Annotated in this window: 15 protein-coding genes and 1 pseudogene; 3 read left to right on the top strand and 13 right to left on the bottom strand. The window is 38.6% G+C overall.

Features of this window, described 5'->3' with window-relative positions; genetic code table 11:
• Nucleotides 1-71 precede the first annotated feature (71 nt).
• Both J7E67_RS07470 and J7E67_RS07465 read right to left on the bottom strand, forming a co-directional pair.
• Nucleotides 72-581 carry a protease inhibitor I9 family protein gene (locus J7E67_RS07470; RefSeq protein WP_251026619.1) on the bottom strand — a complete coding sequence of 170 codons (510 nt, stop codon included), beginning with the start codon at nucleotides 579-581 and terminating at the stop codon, nucleotides 72-74.
• Nucleotides 582-721: 140 nt separating this feature from the next.
• Nucleotides 722-1,624, bottom strand: a complete 903-nt coding sequence (locus J7E67_RS07465; protein ID WP_214731307.1) for a VanW family protein — start codon at nucleotides 1,622-1,624, stop codon at nucleotides 722-724.
• A 466-nt stretch (nucleotides 1,625-2,090) separates the two neighbouring features.
• Between J7E67_RS07465 and J7E67_RS07460 the strand changes: the two genes are divergently transcribed.
• Nucleotides 2,091-3,002: an EamA family transporter gene (locus J7E67_RS07460; RefSeq protein ID WP_214715793.1), complete on the top strand. Its 912-nt coding sequence runs from the start codon at nucleotides 2,091-2,093 to the stop codon at nucleotides 3,000-3,002.
• Nucleotides 3,003-3,284: 282 nt separating this feature from the next.
• Complete coding sequence (locus tag J7E67_RS07455) at nucleotides 3,285-4,559, top strand: RNA-guided endonuclease InsQ/TnpB family protein (RefSeq protein WP_214715794.1); 1,275 nt, start codon at nucleotides 3,285-3,287, stop codon at nucleotides 4,557-4,559.
• Between the two features lie 143 nt (nucleotides 4,560-4,702).
• Here the strand turns inward: J7E67_RS07455 and J7E67_RS07450 are convergent, their stop codons facing one another.
• The 9 genes and pseudogenes from J7E67_RS07450 to J7E67_RS07410 all read right to left on the bottom strand — a co-directional run bounded on the left by J7E67_RS07450 (nucleotide 4,703) and on the right by J7E67_RS07410 (nucleotide 10,883).
• Nucleotides 4,703-4,987: a hypothetical protein gene (locus J7E67_RS07450; RefSeq protein WP_214715795.1), complete on the bottom strand. Its 285-nt coding sequence runs from the start codon at nucleotides 4,985-4,987 to the stop codon at nucleotides 4,703-4,705.
• 326 nt (nucleotides 4,988-5,313) lie between these two features.
• Nucleotides 5,314-5,514 (bottom strand): Fur-regulated basic protein FbpA, encoded by a 201-nt coding sequence (gene fbpA / locus J7E67_RS07445; protein WP_214715796.1) that lies wholly within the window; start codon nucleotides 5,512-5,514, stop codon nucleotides 5,314-5,316.
• A 759-nt stretch (nucleotides 5,515-6,273) separates the two neighbouring features.
• Nucleotides 6,274-6,381, bottom strand: a pseudogene (locus J7E67_RS07440) (DUF3658 domain-containing protein); the annotation flags it as partial.
• A 340-nt stretch (nucleotides 6,382-6,721) separates the two neighbouring features.
• Nucleotides 6,722-6,952 (bottom strand): IS200/IS605 family accessory protein TnpB-related protein, encoded by a 231-nt coding sequence (locus J7E67_RS07435; RefSeq protein WP_214715797.1) that lies wholly within the window; start codon nucleotides 6,950-6,952, stop codon nucleotides 6,722-6,724.
• Entirely contained in the window at nucleotides 6,906-7,280 is a 375-nt protein-coding gene (locus J7E67_RS07430; protein WP_214715798.1) for a transposase, read from the bottom strand. The genes J7E67_RS07435 and J7E67_RS07430 overlap by 47 nt, the downstream gene beginning before the upstream one ends.
• Before the next feature lie 161 nt (nucleotides 7,281-7,441).
• Nucleotides 7,442-8,101, bottom strand: a complete 660-nt coding sequence (locus J7E67_RS07425) for a DUF2306 domain-containing protein (protein WP_214715800.1) — start codon at nucleotides 8,099-8,101, stop codon at nucleotides 7,442-7,444.
• A gap of 94 nt (nucleotides 8,102-8,195) precedes the next feature.
• Complete coding sequence (locus J7E67_RS07420) at nucleotides 8,196-8,717, bottom strand: hypothetical protein (protein ID WP_214715802.1); 522 nt, start codon at nucleotides 8,715-8,717, stop codon at nucleotides 8,196-8,198.
• 15 nt (nucleotides 8,718-8,732) lie between these two features.
• Nucleotides 8,733-9,425 carry a response regulator transcription factor gene (locus J7E67_RS07415; RefSeq protein WP_214715804.1) on the bottom strand — a complete coding sequence of 231 codons (693 nt, stop codon included), beginning with the start codon at nucleotides 9,423-9,425 and terminating at the stop codon, nucleotides 8,733-8,735.
• Nucleotides 9,426-9,437: 12 nt separating this feature from the next.
• The gene (locus J7E67_RS07410) at nucleotides 9,438-10,883 is read right to left on the bottom strand and encodes a sensor histidine kinase (protein ID WP_214715806.1); all 1,446 of its coding nucleotides are present in this window, start codon (nucleotides 10,881-10,883) and stop codon (nucleotides 9,438-9,440) included.
• Nucleotides 10,884-11,168: 285 nt separating this feature from the next.
• Between J7E67_RS07410 and guaC the strand changes: the two genes are divergently transcribed.
• Complete coding sequence (guaC, locus tag J7E67_RS07405; RefSeq protein WP_214715809.1) at nucleotides 11,169-12,152, top strand: GMP reductase; 984 nt, start codon at nucleotides 11,169-11,171, stop codon at nucleotides 12,150-12,152.
• 201 nt (nucleotides 12,153-12,353) lie between these two features.
• On the opposite strand, the gene J7E67_RS07400 is transcribed toward guaC, so the two are convergent.
• Nucleotides 12,354-13,700, bottom strand: coding sequence for an NAD-dependent malic enzyme (locus J7E67_RS07400; RefSeq protein ID WP_214715811.1), 1,347 nt, complete (start codon nucleotides 13,698-13,700; stop codon nucleotides 12,354-12,356).
• Nucleotides 13,701-14,070: 370 nt separating this feature from the next.
• Nucleotides 14,071-15,000: a response regulator gene (locus tag J7E67_RS07395; protein WP_214715813.1), complete on the bottom strand. Its 930-nt coding sequence runs from the start codon at nucleotides 14,998-15,000 to the stop codon at nucleotides 14,071-14,073.
• Nucleotide 15,001: the final 1 nt, after the last annotated feature.

Raw genomic sequence — 15,001 nt, 5'->3', positions numbered from 1 at the left:
CCAATTTTTATTTAGTTTTCCAGTTTTAGGGGTCTTTATGTACGAATGGCAGGAACAACCTTACTTTGTTTTCACAGTTGTTCAGAAGGTAAAATAGGAGGGTCTAGTTTGATTTTTCGATTTAGAGATATTTTTGAAATGACAGAAGAGAATTCTGCCAACCTTTTGATTTCATTTGCGGGTAATTCCATAGAAACACCGTTAAAGGCAGTTGTATATTTGTGTCTTACGGTATAGGGTACTTGGTGGTTATCTAATAACTCGTGAAGTTCCTTTTGAAACGTTTGATGACTTTCTTCTACCTGCTCCTTCGCTTCCTCTATTGTTAATGCAATCCCCTTTGCTTCCGCTTCAATAACAGCTACTTTCGCTGGTTTTGTTTTAAATTCAATGATAATCGAAGTGGTTTGTTTGCTTGAGAGGTCAATGGCAGGATCTACATGAACTGAAGGGGTCATCGTTTCTTCCATCACCTTTCCTTTATCTAAAGTAAAATTATTCTCAAAACTACTTGCCTGACATTCACTCATAATAGTCAGGACGGCAACTGCCAAAATGGCTCCACTATAACACTTCATCATAATCTTTGCGTCTCCTTTTTAAACTGAAAGGAATTTTACCCTATAGTATTCACCCACCCTGTCGCAAAAAATAACTGCCTATCACTCAGATCAAGAGACAGGCAGCTTTCGTTTAATAATATTTATATTACCCCGTAACCTTACTTGGGTAGGTGATTTTGATCATAAGGAAGGTGTGGCACTTTTTTAGGAGTATAGTTAATGACATCTGAAGAATATATCTCGATGGTTAACTTGTTTCCTTCTGTTTTTGATTGTATTAGAATTGGTTGATTGTATTTATTTTTAAAAACAAAATCTGGTCCATTCCAACTTACGGTGGCATCCCGCCCAGGTGGAATGTATGTTACCTTTCTGCTGTGTGAGGAACGCTGAGTAACTTCTAATCCGGCATTATCTACTGCATTAAATAGGGTAGATGATACCTGACAGATTCCACCGCCAATATCTTTTGCTAATTCTCCTCTTAGGATCACTGGTGCAGGCAAGTATCCTTTTCCTGCTGTTCTTTTTCCAACAACTTTATTAAAGGAAAATATTTCACCTGGGAAAAGAACAAAATTGTTAATAGCCTCTGTTGCAAGATAAATGTTATTGGTTCGTCCTTTGTTAGACGTGTTGAAGGATGTTACATATTTTCCGATTTTTTCATTTTGAATATTTCCAAGTAATTCACTGTCAACTCTAGGATAAATGGCAAGTAAGGGGACCTCTATTTTAGATGAACCATTGTTAAAATAATAAGAAAAAACTTTTTCTGTGAACCTCTGACGATATAAGCGGTAACCAACATGTTCGGGTATAATTTTTCCGGACTCATCTTTCATTGCATTTTTAGGCATTTTAGAAACATGTTTGTCAATTTGATCCATACATTTTTTTAACTTTTCTGTATTAATAATAGGAACTCCAGGTAAGTTCATCGATAAATCAGTACAATTAACAACCGATAAAGGGTGCCCGTTGTTAGTGATTAATAAACTGTCTGGCATATTCACTTGTTGAGATAAAAATAATAGCCCAAATAACCATGTAAAATTCATTTCCAGGATGCCTCCTTTCATTTAATATGAATTGAAACCATCCATTTCATACAATTTACGTTATTCAAGTTTATAACAAAGTAAGGTATGATTTTAAGGTGCTCCTGCTGCAACAGCAGTTGAACGATCAGTCATTTGGTATTTAAGTGAAAACCTCGAATTAAGCGTTGCCAAAAAAGGGCAAACTCCCACTACTACACCGTAATGGAAGTCTGATCCCATCTGGTTTTTTTGGTTATTTCCACTTCAGCAAGAAATAACAAAATAGAGCGGTTCAATAAGGACACTCTATTTTGGGAGAAATTTTCATTGACATTCATTTTCATTTGTTTTAAAGTAACAAAGTCAAATTAAATAACAAAATTCATTTGTTTGTGGACTTTTCTAGAGATATCTCTATTTTCGCCACACAGCTTTCATATGAGAGCTGTGTGGCTTTTTTTATGGAATGAAAGGAGTAGGAAAAATGAAAACTTGGCAATATACACTAATTGTTTTTTTAGGGGGCTGCTGTTACGGAGTATTATCGACCTTTGTAAAGCTTGCTTACTCGGCTGGTTTTACCGTGACACAGGTAACAGGAAGTCAATACTTACTTGGGACCTTGCTAATCTGGGGGGTCGCTCTTTTTTCGAAAAAGAAAAAACTTTCTCTACCTCAAATAGGTAAATTACTTTTATCAGGAATTCCAGTTGGTTTAACAGGTGTATTTTATTATCAGTCACTGCAAACCCTGGATGCTTCACTTGCGATCATCTTTTTATTTCAATTTGTATGGATTGGCTCTTTAATTGAGTGGATGGTTTATAAAAAAATACCAAGTAACGGGAAAATGGTTTCGATTGGTATTTTAATCATTGGCTCCATTTTAGCAGCCGGCATTATTACAGAAGGCGGCGTTCAAATATCATGGCAGGGGACAGTTTGGGGTCTACTTTCCGCTTTAACGTATACCGCTCTCATCTTTCTTAGCGGCTCCGTGGAAAAAGATACACCACCCGTGCAGAAAAGTGCTCTACTTTCCACTGGCGGTTTGATCACTGTTTTTTTATTTTTCACGCCAACGGATTTATTCCATTTACCAGTTTTAATGGGAGTAGCACCGTATGGAGTGTTCCTTGGGCTATTTGGCGTAGCCTTGCCACCACTCTTATTTTCTATTGGAATGAAGTATATCGGCCCAGGACTTGGAACGATATTAACAGCCTCAGAACTTCCGGTTGCTGTTATCTTGTCATCGCTCGTCTTAGCCGAAAACGTAAGTTTGTCACAATGGCTCGGAGTGGCCCTTATTTTAGGCGGTATTGTGGCGGGCAATGTTAAAATGCCCACAACTAAAGTGGAATCAGTCTCATTAGAAAGTGAATCTTTGACATAAGATGCCGAGTGGGAATCCCCACCCGAAAAATTCATAATAAAACTTACGAAGAAACAGGATGATAAGTAAACTATTTCCATGGCAAAAATCAGTTAAGTTTTAACTTTTACTATTACTATATTTATGAAATGAGGAAAGCACTTTTATCAAATAGTGGCGTAAAACCCCTTTCTTCAGAAATGGGGATATACGCCATATTTTTTCTTTTTACTATCAATTACTATTCCATAGTAGTATAATGAGCATATAGAACAAGTGTTCTGATAGGAGGTGAAAAAATAAATGGAGCCCCATAAAAAGAACATGAAAGAACAGAAGAAAAAAGAATCGAAAGGAGATATTGTCATTCGGAAATTTCCGCTCCGCTTAACCGACGAGGAGAGAAGATTAGTCGATACTTTACGTAAGGAAGCAGCAAATCTGTGGAATGACTGCTTAGATCTCCATTGGTGGCTATATGATGCCTATCAGGTTTGGACAAGTGCATCTGAAAAAAAGCAATGGTACAATGCCACCACCCATAAAATACACTCGCAAACGATTCAATCGATCATTGAGTTACATGAAGAAACATGCAAAAGAACAAGGGAGTTACGGGCAAAAGGTGAGAAACAGTGGCGGTACCCTTGGAAATACAAAAAGTTCTTTTCAGTTAAATATAAAAAAACTGCGATTACATTGTCCGGTAAAAAGCTCAGGTTTAGCAATGGAAAACAACAATCCCCCTTAGTGATCCCTCAACCGAAGCACATTGATTTCCATACGATAAAAAGTGCCGAAATCGTTTGGCACAAAAATCACTACTGGATGCATATAGCAGTGGAAGTACCAAAACAAAAGCAGGTTCAAGGTAAAAAGGAAGCAGGCTGCGATTTAGGGCTCATCCATGCGGCCGTCTTAAGTAACGGAAAAATCCACCTCATTGTAACAGGAAGAGAACTTCGCTCGTTACAGCGCTACAGAAACAAAAAGTTGAAAGAGTTTCAGAAGCTGATTAGCCAGAAGAAGCCAGGTTCGAATAAAAGGCATAAACTCATTTTGCGTAAACGCCGTTTTTTAGAAAAACTAGAACGGAGAATGGAGTATCTATTGCATTCTATTTCGAAAATGGTAACGAATTGGTGTGTGGAAAACCAAATTAAAACACTCTATATAGGAACACCGGATGGCGTTCAAAAGAATACGAAAAAGGAAAGGAAAACCCGTAAAGAAATTCGTCAACAATTGTCCAATTGGAGTTTTGGGCAATTAATCGGAAAAATAAAATACAAACTAAAACTTCGAGGAGTCAAAGTCCAACTTGTGGAAGAGTCCTATACTTCCGGCACGTGCCCGTCATGTGGAGAATTCCGCAAACAAAGGAATCGAAACTTCGACTGTCATTGTGGCGCGGAAGGACATCGGGATGTAATAGGCGCCATGAATATTTTGGACAAGTCTATCAATAAACAGCTAACGAAAAATCGGGAACTACCTAAAATTGAAGATACAAAGTATCGCCGAGTCCTTTTAGCTCCCATTGTCTCGCACAATGAGGCTCAAAGGGCAGTGGCGTAGTGCCTATGATTGGGCTGCGGTATGTAGTTTTTACTACATGTCGTAATGAACTGGAGAAGTAGTAAGACCTGGAAGTCCCGGCCGAAAGGCGGCTTTGATGAAGGTTTAAAAAAGAATCCCCTGGATTTATCCATGGGGAGAAGTCAATCTTCCATTCTCTTGATCATGTGCTGAATCAAGTCAATATTGTTATCAATGAAGTTCAATCTTTCTCGGGCAGTAGTGGACCATTCTGAACTATGATTCATAGATGCGGTAATATGCCGATAGCTAAATGTATATCTCGAATAAAGTTCAGAAATCACAAAGCTTATTCTGAGTTTGGTTTTCTCCTTTTTTGCTATACTTTCAAGGTCATCATTTAACCAAATAGGAGCATTCTCAATCGCTTTATTTACTAAATTTAATTCATAATCTTCGTTTATCATCGGTGTATCTCCTTTTAAAAATAGGTTTATAAAGTTCTAAATTATTCTAACAAATCACGCACTTTCATTTCAATGGCTAGTGACTACCTATCGTTAGCACATTTCGTATGTTTGAATTCAGTATCTGCGTGTGATACAACCGTATCCTTAGAAGGTATACGTTTAAGTTTCCTTTGGTGCCTGCAAATATGCAGAGATTATTGAAAAACTAGGCTGGTGGAATGCTTAGCAAATAACTGGCTTAGTTTCACAAACAAACAAGATTTACAAATTTTATTAAAAGTAAGTAAATAGGCGAACAGTGAATGTCACTGTTCGCCCTAAGTTTATATTTTATTTTTCCATTGAATCGAGCCTGTATCACTATGAGGATGACAATTCGACTTTAATCTTTTGTATTCATTTTCTAACTCTGTTAAAGGTAACTTCAAAAGCAGTTCTTCACTATCAAAGATTTTAAAGGTAAGCAGAATGTTAATTAATGTTTTCCTTCTTTGTTCCACAGCATTTCGAAGTATATTTTCCATGAAATCCTCTCCTTTATTTGCTTTAGAGAAAAGTTTACTTAGCAATCCAATCATTCAAATTAAAATCTTTTTACCAAATGATTTTTCCACTTTCGTGAGTTCCAGTTTTCATCCATTTTGCATTCTTGCCATTCTGTTCACAATCGCTGTCTATAAAAATACTTTTTCTCGTAAAAAATGTTGTTATAACTCAAGGAGACTCATATTTTGTGTAAAATTACACTCTGTTTGGTTGAAATTTATCTCGCCTTCAATTCAATGGGCGAATTTTTGAGTTTTATGAGCGAATTTTGAGCATTAATGAGCGAATTATTGACTTCAATGGGCGAATTTTGAGCCTTAATGGGCGAATTTTAAAAAAACAATCTTTTAGAAATAAGCGATAAAAATAGAAATATTAACGATTTTTTACCTGGTTATAATTAGGATGCCATTGAAGCCAATACTTATCCAAACACAATTGACTCTCTAATCGTCTCAATCTTTAATTTAGATAAAAAAAGAGACTTCTCATGGGTACGAGAAGTCTCTATCCGAATAGTCGACTAGTGTTTGAATTTTTATAAACAAAAAGAAGACACTTGAATTTGTGTCTCCAGTTGACTGGCTAACTATGTTTATTTTATTAACAAGTGCAAATGCATTTCGATTCATCGCTTTTAATTCCGATAATACTTATCTGATTACTTAATATGATATTAACATCCTTGGATTTACCCTGTCAATCAATAATTGGAAAATTTACAATTTTTTTCAGGTCTATTTTTCTCGTAATTTTACACTGTAGTGCCGCATCGATCTAGGTATCCCTTTTAATTCAAGGAATCCACTATAAATTAAATGCCGGATTCGATATTCTAAATGCGTATCCCCATAGCTGAAGCTAGGGGTTTCGAAAGAATAGGCTTTAAAGCCGCATTGTCTTTACAAGGGCTACCACAAGTCCCTCTACTACATCAGGCCTGGGCCTTCAGCTTTGCCTTTCTTTTCTTCATGATGATTATTTTTCGTGGGGATTGGAGGAACTGTTTTCTTTCCAGTCCTTCGAAGACATCCTTGGTATGTTTACGGACAATATTAAAAGCTCCATTCACATCGGCATGGATCAAAATCTTAGAACCTTTGATTTTGTAAAAAGCTCGACTGCTTCTATACCCGCTAAAATTAGTTTGGTGCTCTTCCCCGTAAGTTGGAATCGGGTCATGATTCAAGAAACTAGATTTAGAGGTATAGCTTTCTCTCCGACAATGACTTGAATTCCATGTCGTTCTGCTTTGTATCGAATCATTCCTATGAAAGTGGCATATGGGATTTGTATGAAGGTTTGTTTTGTAGTCTTTTGCATATCAACCTCCATCTTCCAACCCTCATTTTTACCTATGATGATTGTATCAATGGTTCTTTCTTGAGCAATCTCGACCACTTTTGCACTGGCCATATGTAAAAAATCCATGACTCGATTGTTTCTTTTTCGGTCTAATGGAAATTAATCTTGTCGTGTGAAACTTCCCTTCCTTTGGTCCTTTTCCATTTCGAAGGATACTCATGTATTTGGCTCTTAATTTGTTATAGTATTGATTGATCGATTTTAACCATTTGCCCTTGATAAGCAGAGGCTTTAGCCCCGTGTTATCGATGATAGTTGCCAGGTTATCTACTCCTAAATCAATACCCATTACTCGTTTCGGCTCAAATACCCACTCATTTAATTGTTTTTCGGATCGTTTGATCTCCTTTTCCTGTTCACTTTTAAAAACAACTTCCATTACATACCGCCCGTAGGACGGGACAATCCGCACTTGTTGTAGTTTACCATCAGGGGACCAGCCCCCTTTAAATATATTTCAATAACCTTCTAAAAATCCCTCTTTCTCGATTATTTACACTCTATCAACATTCTAATCAAACAATTTATTAGTTTTAGGTGTCAGGCACCATGTGAATTTTTCACATGGTGCCTGACACCTTTACGAAGGATTCCCCACTCAACGACAATGAAATTAGCTATTAGCCCTACCCATATATTTACATTTAAAACTTCCTCGACCATCTTCTCTCTCCCATCAGGAAGGGAGAAGCCATTTAACGTGTAATAGGTTAGCAGCAAAACTGGCACCACTATTCGGCCGCTTACTGCTACTAACGTGACACCAAAACTTCGAATCATCCATTTGTGATGATCTGCAAATTGTTTTCTTATTGCGGTTTGATATCCTTTCCAGCTGGTAAATAGCCAGATGAGCGATAAGACTAGAAACGAAGTGGCTTTCGCGAAATTTTCAATATAAGAAACATATACTAGTCCAAGCACTCCGCTAATTAATACACTGCCTACATACGCTCTTCCGAGATAGCGATGGACTTTTGGTTTTTTGATTCGAAAATGTTCTAAGAATTGAAAAAAACCGGATAGTAACGCCACACATGCCGTTACAATATGAGCAACTAACAAAGGAAATTGCATGCCAGCCGATGTGATAGATACTCGGCTATTGGCGGGATTTAGTGTTAAATAAGGAACCACAAAAGGAATGATGACTCCTAATGAGATAATAAATAAAATCCACCAACTTTTTTTAGGTTTCACTACTTACACACTCCAGACTATTCAACCGAATCTCTTCTGCTGTTCCCTTTTTTCTTTCCTAATTTCTTAATCATGTCTCTTCTCCCCTTCATCTTCAAGCAAGGTTCGATGCTTTTTTCTGTTTTCGCTGTCCCCATGGTTTAAAAACTGAAATCACGAACATCGCACCAAGCGAAATAATCTGAAGGATAATTCCGATCCATAGCTGCCACTTGTTTACTGTGGACGATGGATCCATAAGAGCGTTTAGCCCTCCACTAGTTGTCAACGTTACCGCTTTTAGCGTTAAGGTATACATTGCGAAAGGACCCAATAGAATCGAGAGGACCGTCAAACCTTCTTTGACGATAATCCAGTAAAATTTGAACAATCCCCACTGCGTCAGCACAGATAGTAATATTCCCGTTACCACCGTGCCAATCGTGGATGCACGAACCGATGTCTGGGCTAGCATATGCATACTTATATAACACGCCTTGAGCACACCAGCATCGTTCGTGTTAGCCGCGGTTATACTCAAAATTAAAAAAACAATGGCCACCCCGAACATGATCGCTGCAAATAATAAATGTAAGATGATCAGCCATCTTCTCTGGGTAAGATTCAATTTCCTCATACCATTCACCCCTTGTTATACATTAAACCGATACCCGACACCCCAAATCGTCTCAATATATTGAGGATTGGATGGGTTCGTTTCAATTTTTTCACGTAATTTGCTAATAAAAACTGTTACCGTGGCGTTGTCTCCCATGGAATCCAGTCCCCAGATTTTTTCAAACAACTCATCTTTTCTGAACACACGGTTCGGATGTATGGCTAAAAATAGTAATAGGTCAAACTCTTTCGAGGTAAACGGGATTTCCGTTTCATTCACGAACACTTTTCGAGATAACTTATCCATACGAATTCCTCTGATTTGAATTTCGTCTTTTTGTCTCCCCAAGTTATCAGTCATTAACCGGTCATAACGGGCAAGATGCGCTTTGACCCGTGCGATCAGCTCGCCGACACTAAAGGGCTTGGTCATATAATCATCTGCACCGAGGCCGAGGCCGCGTATTTTATCGATTTCTTCCTTTTTGGCGGAAACCATTAAAATTGGGATGTTTTTCGCTTGTCGAACGTGCCTGCAGATTTCAAATCCATCTGTATTGGGAAGCATAAGGTCGAGAATGATCAAATCATATTCCTCTTCCAAGGCCTTTTTTAGACCTAAATCCCCGCTTGTAGCAAGCTCCACTTCAAAGCCGCTTGCTTCTAAATAATCTTTTTCCACTTCCACAATGACCTGATCGTCCTCGATAATCAAAATTCGTTTCACTCGTGCTCACCCTCATGATTGTATCTTTGGCAACGTAAAATACATGCTGGTCCCTTCCCCTAATTGACTTTCGGCCCAAACGTTTCCTCCTTGCCCTTCCACCATTTGTTTGACAATGGCAAGACCGAGTCCTGAGCCTCCTGTATCTGTATTCCTCGATGGATCTACCCGGTAAAATCGATTGAAAATATGGAGAAGTTCTGCGCTGTCAATTCCAGGACCGTTATCGCGAATGTGTACCGTTGCTTTTGCCTTGTCGTCGAACAATTCCACCTTAATTTCCTTTTGTTGCTTGTTCATATATTTTAAGCTGTTGTCGATTATATTCATCATTACCCTGCTCAGCTTTTCATGGTCTCCCATAACGAGAACCGGTCTGTCGCTGACGGAAGAGAACGTAATCTTAATATCCTCCATTCGCGGGTCGAGACGTAATTCTTCGATAAAATTCCGCAAATACCCTTGAATGTCCATTGGCTCCACATGAAATGGCAGTCGTTTTAGATCAAGCTTAGAATACAACATCAATTCGTCAATCAAATGATCCATATCTTCTGCCTTTTTCGCAATCATATTCATATATTTATTTCTTTTCGGAACTGTATCCGCGATACCATCTTGAATGCCTTGAACGCAAGCTTTAATTCCGGTAATCGGTGTTTTTAGGTCATGTGAAATATTAGAAATGAGTTCTTTCCGGTTCTCTTCATACTGTAATTGAAGGTCAATAGACTCGAGCAAGCGTGCACGCATTTCTTCAAATGAAGCCCCCAATTCTCCGATTTCATCTTTGCGTTCCAACTTCACCTCGTAATCCAGATTCCCTTTTTTAATTTGATCCGCAGCATGTTTTAAAGTATACAAAGGTTTGATAAAACTGCGGGAAACTAAAATGGTAAGAACACCATTGGTTAGTCCAATGACCAGAAGTAGTGACAAAACCAGCATCGGGAAAAACTTTTTTGCTTCCATGAAAAAAGGATATATATCAGAAAGTATATATACCGTACCGGAAACGCGATTGCTAAAGGTGATATTGTACTTTTCCACAGTAAAACGACTTTTTCCCCAACGATTTTGAGACTGACTTGTTTGCAGCTCCTGAACCTCAGTTTTTAGGTCAAGACTGTTCACGAAAGGGGAATTGTAACTAACTTGATTATTCTTCATTACCACGAGTCCTGAATGGAATCGATTCAATTGTTCGTCCGTGCTTTTCAGGAACTCGTTGTCGTTGAAGCGATCAGGGTCTGTTTTTGTCATAAACTTCACGCCTGCAATCAGGTCTCGGCGTTGATTGGCCATTTCCCAAAAGGCTGGCATCCCCTTACCATCCCCGGTTCCTGCCATATCCTTATAAAAAGCTAAAACAAGCGTAGTTGCAATTAAGGCAAACAACACGATAGGAATAAAGGTCATGGCCATATAGGATAACAGTAGTCTCGTCTTAATCGACATGAGCAAATCTCCTTAAATCTGTTTTTTCTCGAACAGAATGAACCCAGATACATCTCCAAACTAGGCTAGCCAACGCTTTCTGTTATTTATCATAACCGGGAATTATAAATCCCTTCTAAACCAATCCTAAAAAAAGTATAAAAATTATTTGAACAGTGTAGTTGATTCCAAAAAGGACTATCATTGAATTAGCTCTATGTATAAGACCAATTGAAACCGATAACCCTATCTTTGCATTGAGTGAACATTTAAGCTAATTACTGTTTGTTTTTAAGGAGGCAAATCATGGAAAATGTATTTGATTATGAGGATATCCAATTGATTCCGGCAAAAAGTGTCGTAAATAGCCGCTCTGAGTGTGATACCACAGTATCCTTAGGCGGGCATACATTTAAGCTGCCAGTGGTGACAGCAAATATGCAGACGATTATCGACGAAAAGATCGCGATTTACTTAGCGGAAAATGGTTACTTTTATATCATGCATCGTTTTGAACCAGGTAAGCGATTATCTTTTATTAAAGATATGAAATCACGTGGGTTAATGGCATCTATCAGTGTTGGAGTTAAAGAGGAGGAGTACCAATTTATCCAACAATTAGCGGAGGAACAGATTTCACCCGAATTCATAACCATTGATATCGCACATGGTCATTCCAATGCGGTTATTAAAATGATTCAGCATATTAAGAAGTACATACCTAACAGCTTTGTGATTGCAGGAAATGTTGGAACTCCAGAAGCAGTCAGAGAATTAGAGCATGCCGGTGCGGATGCGACGAAAGTTGGGATCGGACCTGGGAAGGTATGTATCACTAAGATTAAGACTGGATTTGGGACAGGCGGCTGGCAATTAGCTGCACTGCGTTGGTGTGCAAAGGCAGCAAGTAAGCCGATTATTGCCGACGGAGGGATCCGCACGCATGGTGATATCGCCAAGTCGATTCGTTTCGGGGCAACCATGGTGATGATTGGCTCCTTATTTGCTGGGCATGAAGAATCCCCAGGTGAAACGATCGAGAAAGATGGTAAGTGTTATAAAGAATACTTTGGTTCTGCCTCGGAATTTCAAAAAGGGGAAAAGAAAAATGTAGAAGGCAAAAAAATGTTTGTTGAGTACAAAGGCTCTTTAAAAGAAACTTTGATAGAAATGGAGCAAGACCTTCAATCCTCTATTTCTTACGCAGGAGGAAATAAGTTAGCAGCCATCCGTAATGTAGATTATGTGGTTGTTAAGAATTCAATCTTTAATGGGGATAAGGTCTATTAAAGGGTTTGAAGAATTTTGTATAAACTATTAGTGGTTAAAATGGAAAAGGGACGCCAAAAGCGTCCTTCATCTGTTGTTAAACAATTTCATTGAATTACGAAAAATAGCTCACTTCCCAATGAACCCTTTGGGCAATGCTGAATAGCTTCCGCTTAGCAAGTGAATTTTGATGATATTGAACTAGTTTTGATCGACTTCCTCTTATCCTGAAAAGCTAGTAAATTCTGCTTTCCTATTAGATTGAACAGCCGCTCTTTCAACCGCTTCGGTCACCATTTTATGAACATGTAAATCTAAAGGATGCGGAACCAAATCTCCAAGTTTAGTACATGCTGCGATCGCTTCAGCGGCAGCGACTAGCATAGGATGGGTGATTTTACTAGCTTGCGCGTTTAAAGCTCCTCGAAAAATACCAGGAAATCCAAGAACATTGTTAACAGAGCGGCCATCTGCCGCATATGCAGCTCCCGCCTGCAGGGCTAATTCCGGTTCGATTTCCGGTTTGGGGTTTGATAATGCTAAAATCACCTGCCCTGGGCGTACCCATTGCTGTTGAATCAGTCCAGGAACACCTGTAGTGGCGATAACGATATCACAGTTCCTCATTAATAGTTCAATGCTATCAACGGGATGACCGCCATAGTTCTCTAACCTCGCCTTCGCATCCGGAGATAAATCTGCTCCAAATACAGCCTTTACTCCGTATGCCATAAGCATTCGAGAAATCGCCAACCCTGCTGCTCCAAGGCCAATCTGGCCAACTTGTGCATTTTTCAAGTCAATACCGGCACTTCTACACGCTGATATCGTGGCAGCCAGGGTAACGACAGCCGTTCCATGCTGATCATCATGCATTACCGGAATATCCAGCTCCTTCTTAAGTCGTTCTTCGACCTCGAAACAGTGTGGAGACCCTATATCTTCGAGTAAAATACCACTATAACCCGGAGCAATATTTTTCACTGTCCGTACAATCTCATCCGGGTCTTTCGTATTAAGAAGAATCGGAATCCCATTAATACCGGCTAATTGGTCGAAGAGAACAGCCTTCCCCTCCATAACTGGCATTCCGGCAACAGGGCCGATGTCTCCCAGGCCAAGAATCGCGGTTCCGTCAGTAACGATCGCTACCGAATTACCAATACTCGTATAAATTTTTGCTTTATCCGGTTCTGCCTCGATAATTCGGCAAACATCGGCCACACCTGGTGTATAAACTCTTCTTAAATCAGCTAATGTTTGAAGATTCACTTTACTTTTCATATGAATTTTCCCTCCTTCATGTGCATGAAGGACTTCATCTGAAACAGCATGAAGATGAATTCCCCCGTCTAACCGGGAGAGAGCGTCTGCCAATTCTTCTATCTGCTCCTCATGATCGACCTGAACAGTAATATTACGTATTGTGTAATTTGGACCTACCTTTACCGTTTCTATTTCCCCTATATCTCCACCTGCAAGACCAATTGTCGTTGCTACTTTCCCGAGATTACCGGGGAAGGAAGGTGTTTCTACCATCAATGTTCGAATAATTTGTTTGCTAATCATATCTAATTCCTCCAAAACTACTTGTCTATGAATGGGCAAGGGAAGAAGTGACTCCCATTTTCCTCTTTGATCGTTAACATTTTATACAATTTCTTTTGACCATTTAAATAAATGATTCCCTATTCGTAATATAAGAGTTGATATACATAGAACGACAAAACACTACAAAAACTAACAAAGGTAATTTATACCCATTACTGAATATTTGATATATTATAAATTTAACTGGAAATCACTCTACATATGACAGGTAAGCAGGAGGGAGAGGTAACCTTTATTTGTTAATAATTTAAAGTTCCAATTTGGGGTGCCTTCATCTATAGCCAGAAGCACATAAAAAAGAAAAAAAGGCCATTTTAGAGTTCTGCAATTAATCCTCTTGAATGAGCCTCTTCGATTCGAAATAAAGAACTTGAATAAATTTTTTCGTATTAATTCGTGTACTGGAAGCAGTAGCTTTAGGATTCTTTTGTAATTCTGTCATCTTCTTGCGTACAATCGTAAAATCAAAAAACTTAGAAGCATAATTTTCGAACTTAGCGTTGGAGAAATCTGATAAACCGAGCGAAGCTAAATGATTTAACGATTGGTAAATCGTTCTTCGTACCCGTTGTTCAGAGGCTTTTACTTCCCGCTGGATATCAATTTGTGCCGCGGGCGTCCCAAGCTTTCTTAAAGTAATTTGCACAAAAATCTCTTTAAGCGGAGGAAATTGTTCGAACGTATGATGTTGTTCATATTGATCTAAATATTGGAGGATATCCAGTAAATCTTTGCTGCCGTTTTCACCTAAGATACCTAATTCAGATAAGAGAAACTCTCCAGCCGTTACAATACTAGTTTTCTTCAATACATTTGCCGTTTCCTGTTTTGGCTGCTGTAAATTAAACACGGTATTTAATGATTTTTGAATCTCTGAAATCGACTTTTCTAACTGGATTCGCTCCATTACTTTTCGAATAACGCTTAACACTTCAATGCGATTAATTGGTTTTGAAATATAGTACTCAACACCAAGGGAATAGGCTTCACCTATTAATTCTTTTGATTCCACTTGTGAAATCATAATAATTTTACCTAAGAATTCCCCTTTTAAGCGGCGAATGGTTTCAAGTCCATCACAAACAGGCATTAACAAATCGATAAATAGAATATCCACATACTTAAGGATCATTAAGTTTTTTTCGAGCATGAAGCCATCTTCGGCTTCTCCGATAATATCTCCCAGATCCTCATCCTCGATTATTTGTGCCAGCATGGAACGATGCACCTCATCATCATCAACGATATAAAAATTCATA

It is taken from the genome of Bacillus sp. ISL-46 (assembly GCF_018613205.1).
The sequence above is the reverse complement of the archived record's forward strand: the minus strand, read 5'-3'. Positions and strand labels throughout refer to the sequence as shown.

Bases quoted from the DNA above. Each gene is read 5' to 3' on its own strand.
- J7E67_RS07470 (WP_251026619.1), bottom strand. From the start codon at position 581: ATGATGAAGTGTTATAGTGGAGCCATTTTGGCAGTTGCCGTCCTGACT.
- J7E67_RS07465 (WP_214731307.1), bottom strand. From the start codon at position 1,624: ATGAATTTTACATGGTTATTTGGGCTATTATTTTTATCTCAACAAGTG.
- J7E67_RS07460 (WP_214715793.1), top strand. From the start codon at position 2,091: ATGAAAACTTGGCAATATACACTAATTGTTTTTTTAGGGGGCTGCTGT.
- J7E67_RS07455 (WP_214715794.1), top strand. From the start codon at position 3,285: ATGGAGCCCCATAAAAAGAACATGAAAGAACAGAAGAAAAAAGAATCG.
- J7E67_RS07450 (WP_214715795.1), bottom strand. From the start codon at position 4,987: ATGATAAACGAAGATTATGAATTAAATTTAGTAAATAAAGCGATTGAG.
- fbpA (WP_214715796.1), bottom strand. From the start codon at position 5,514: ATGGAAAATATACTTCGAAATGCTGTGGAACAAAGAAGGAAAACATTA.
- J7E67_RS07435 (WP_214715797.1), bottom strand. From the start codon at position 6,952: ATGGCCAGTGCAAAAGTGGTCGAGATTGCTCAAGAAAGAACCATTGAT.
- J7E67_RS07430 (WP_214715798.1), bottom strand. From the start codon at position 7,280: ATGGAAGTTGTTTTTAAAAGTGAACAGGAAAAGGAGATCAAACGATCC.
- J7E67_RS07420 (WP_214715802.1), bottom strand. From the start codon at position 8,717: ATGAGGAAATTGAATCTTACCCAGAGAAGATGGCTGATCATCTTACAT.
- J7E67_RS07410 (WP_214715806.1), bottom strand. From the start codon at position 10,883: ATGTCGATTAAGACGAGACTACTGTTATCCTATATGGCCATGACCTTT.
- guaC (WP_214715809.1), top strand. From the start codon at position 11,169: ATGGAAAATGTATTTGATTATGAGGATATCCAATTGATTCCGGCAAAA.
- J7E67_RS07400 (WP_214715811.1), bottom strand. From the start codon at position 13,700: ATGATTAGCAAACAAATTATTCGAACATTGATGGTAGAAACACCTTCC.
- J7E67_RS07395 (WP_214715813.1), bottom strand. From the start codon at position 15,000: ATGAATTTTTATATCGTTGATGATGATGAGGTGCATCGTTCCATGCTG.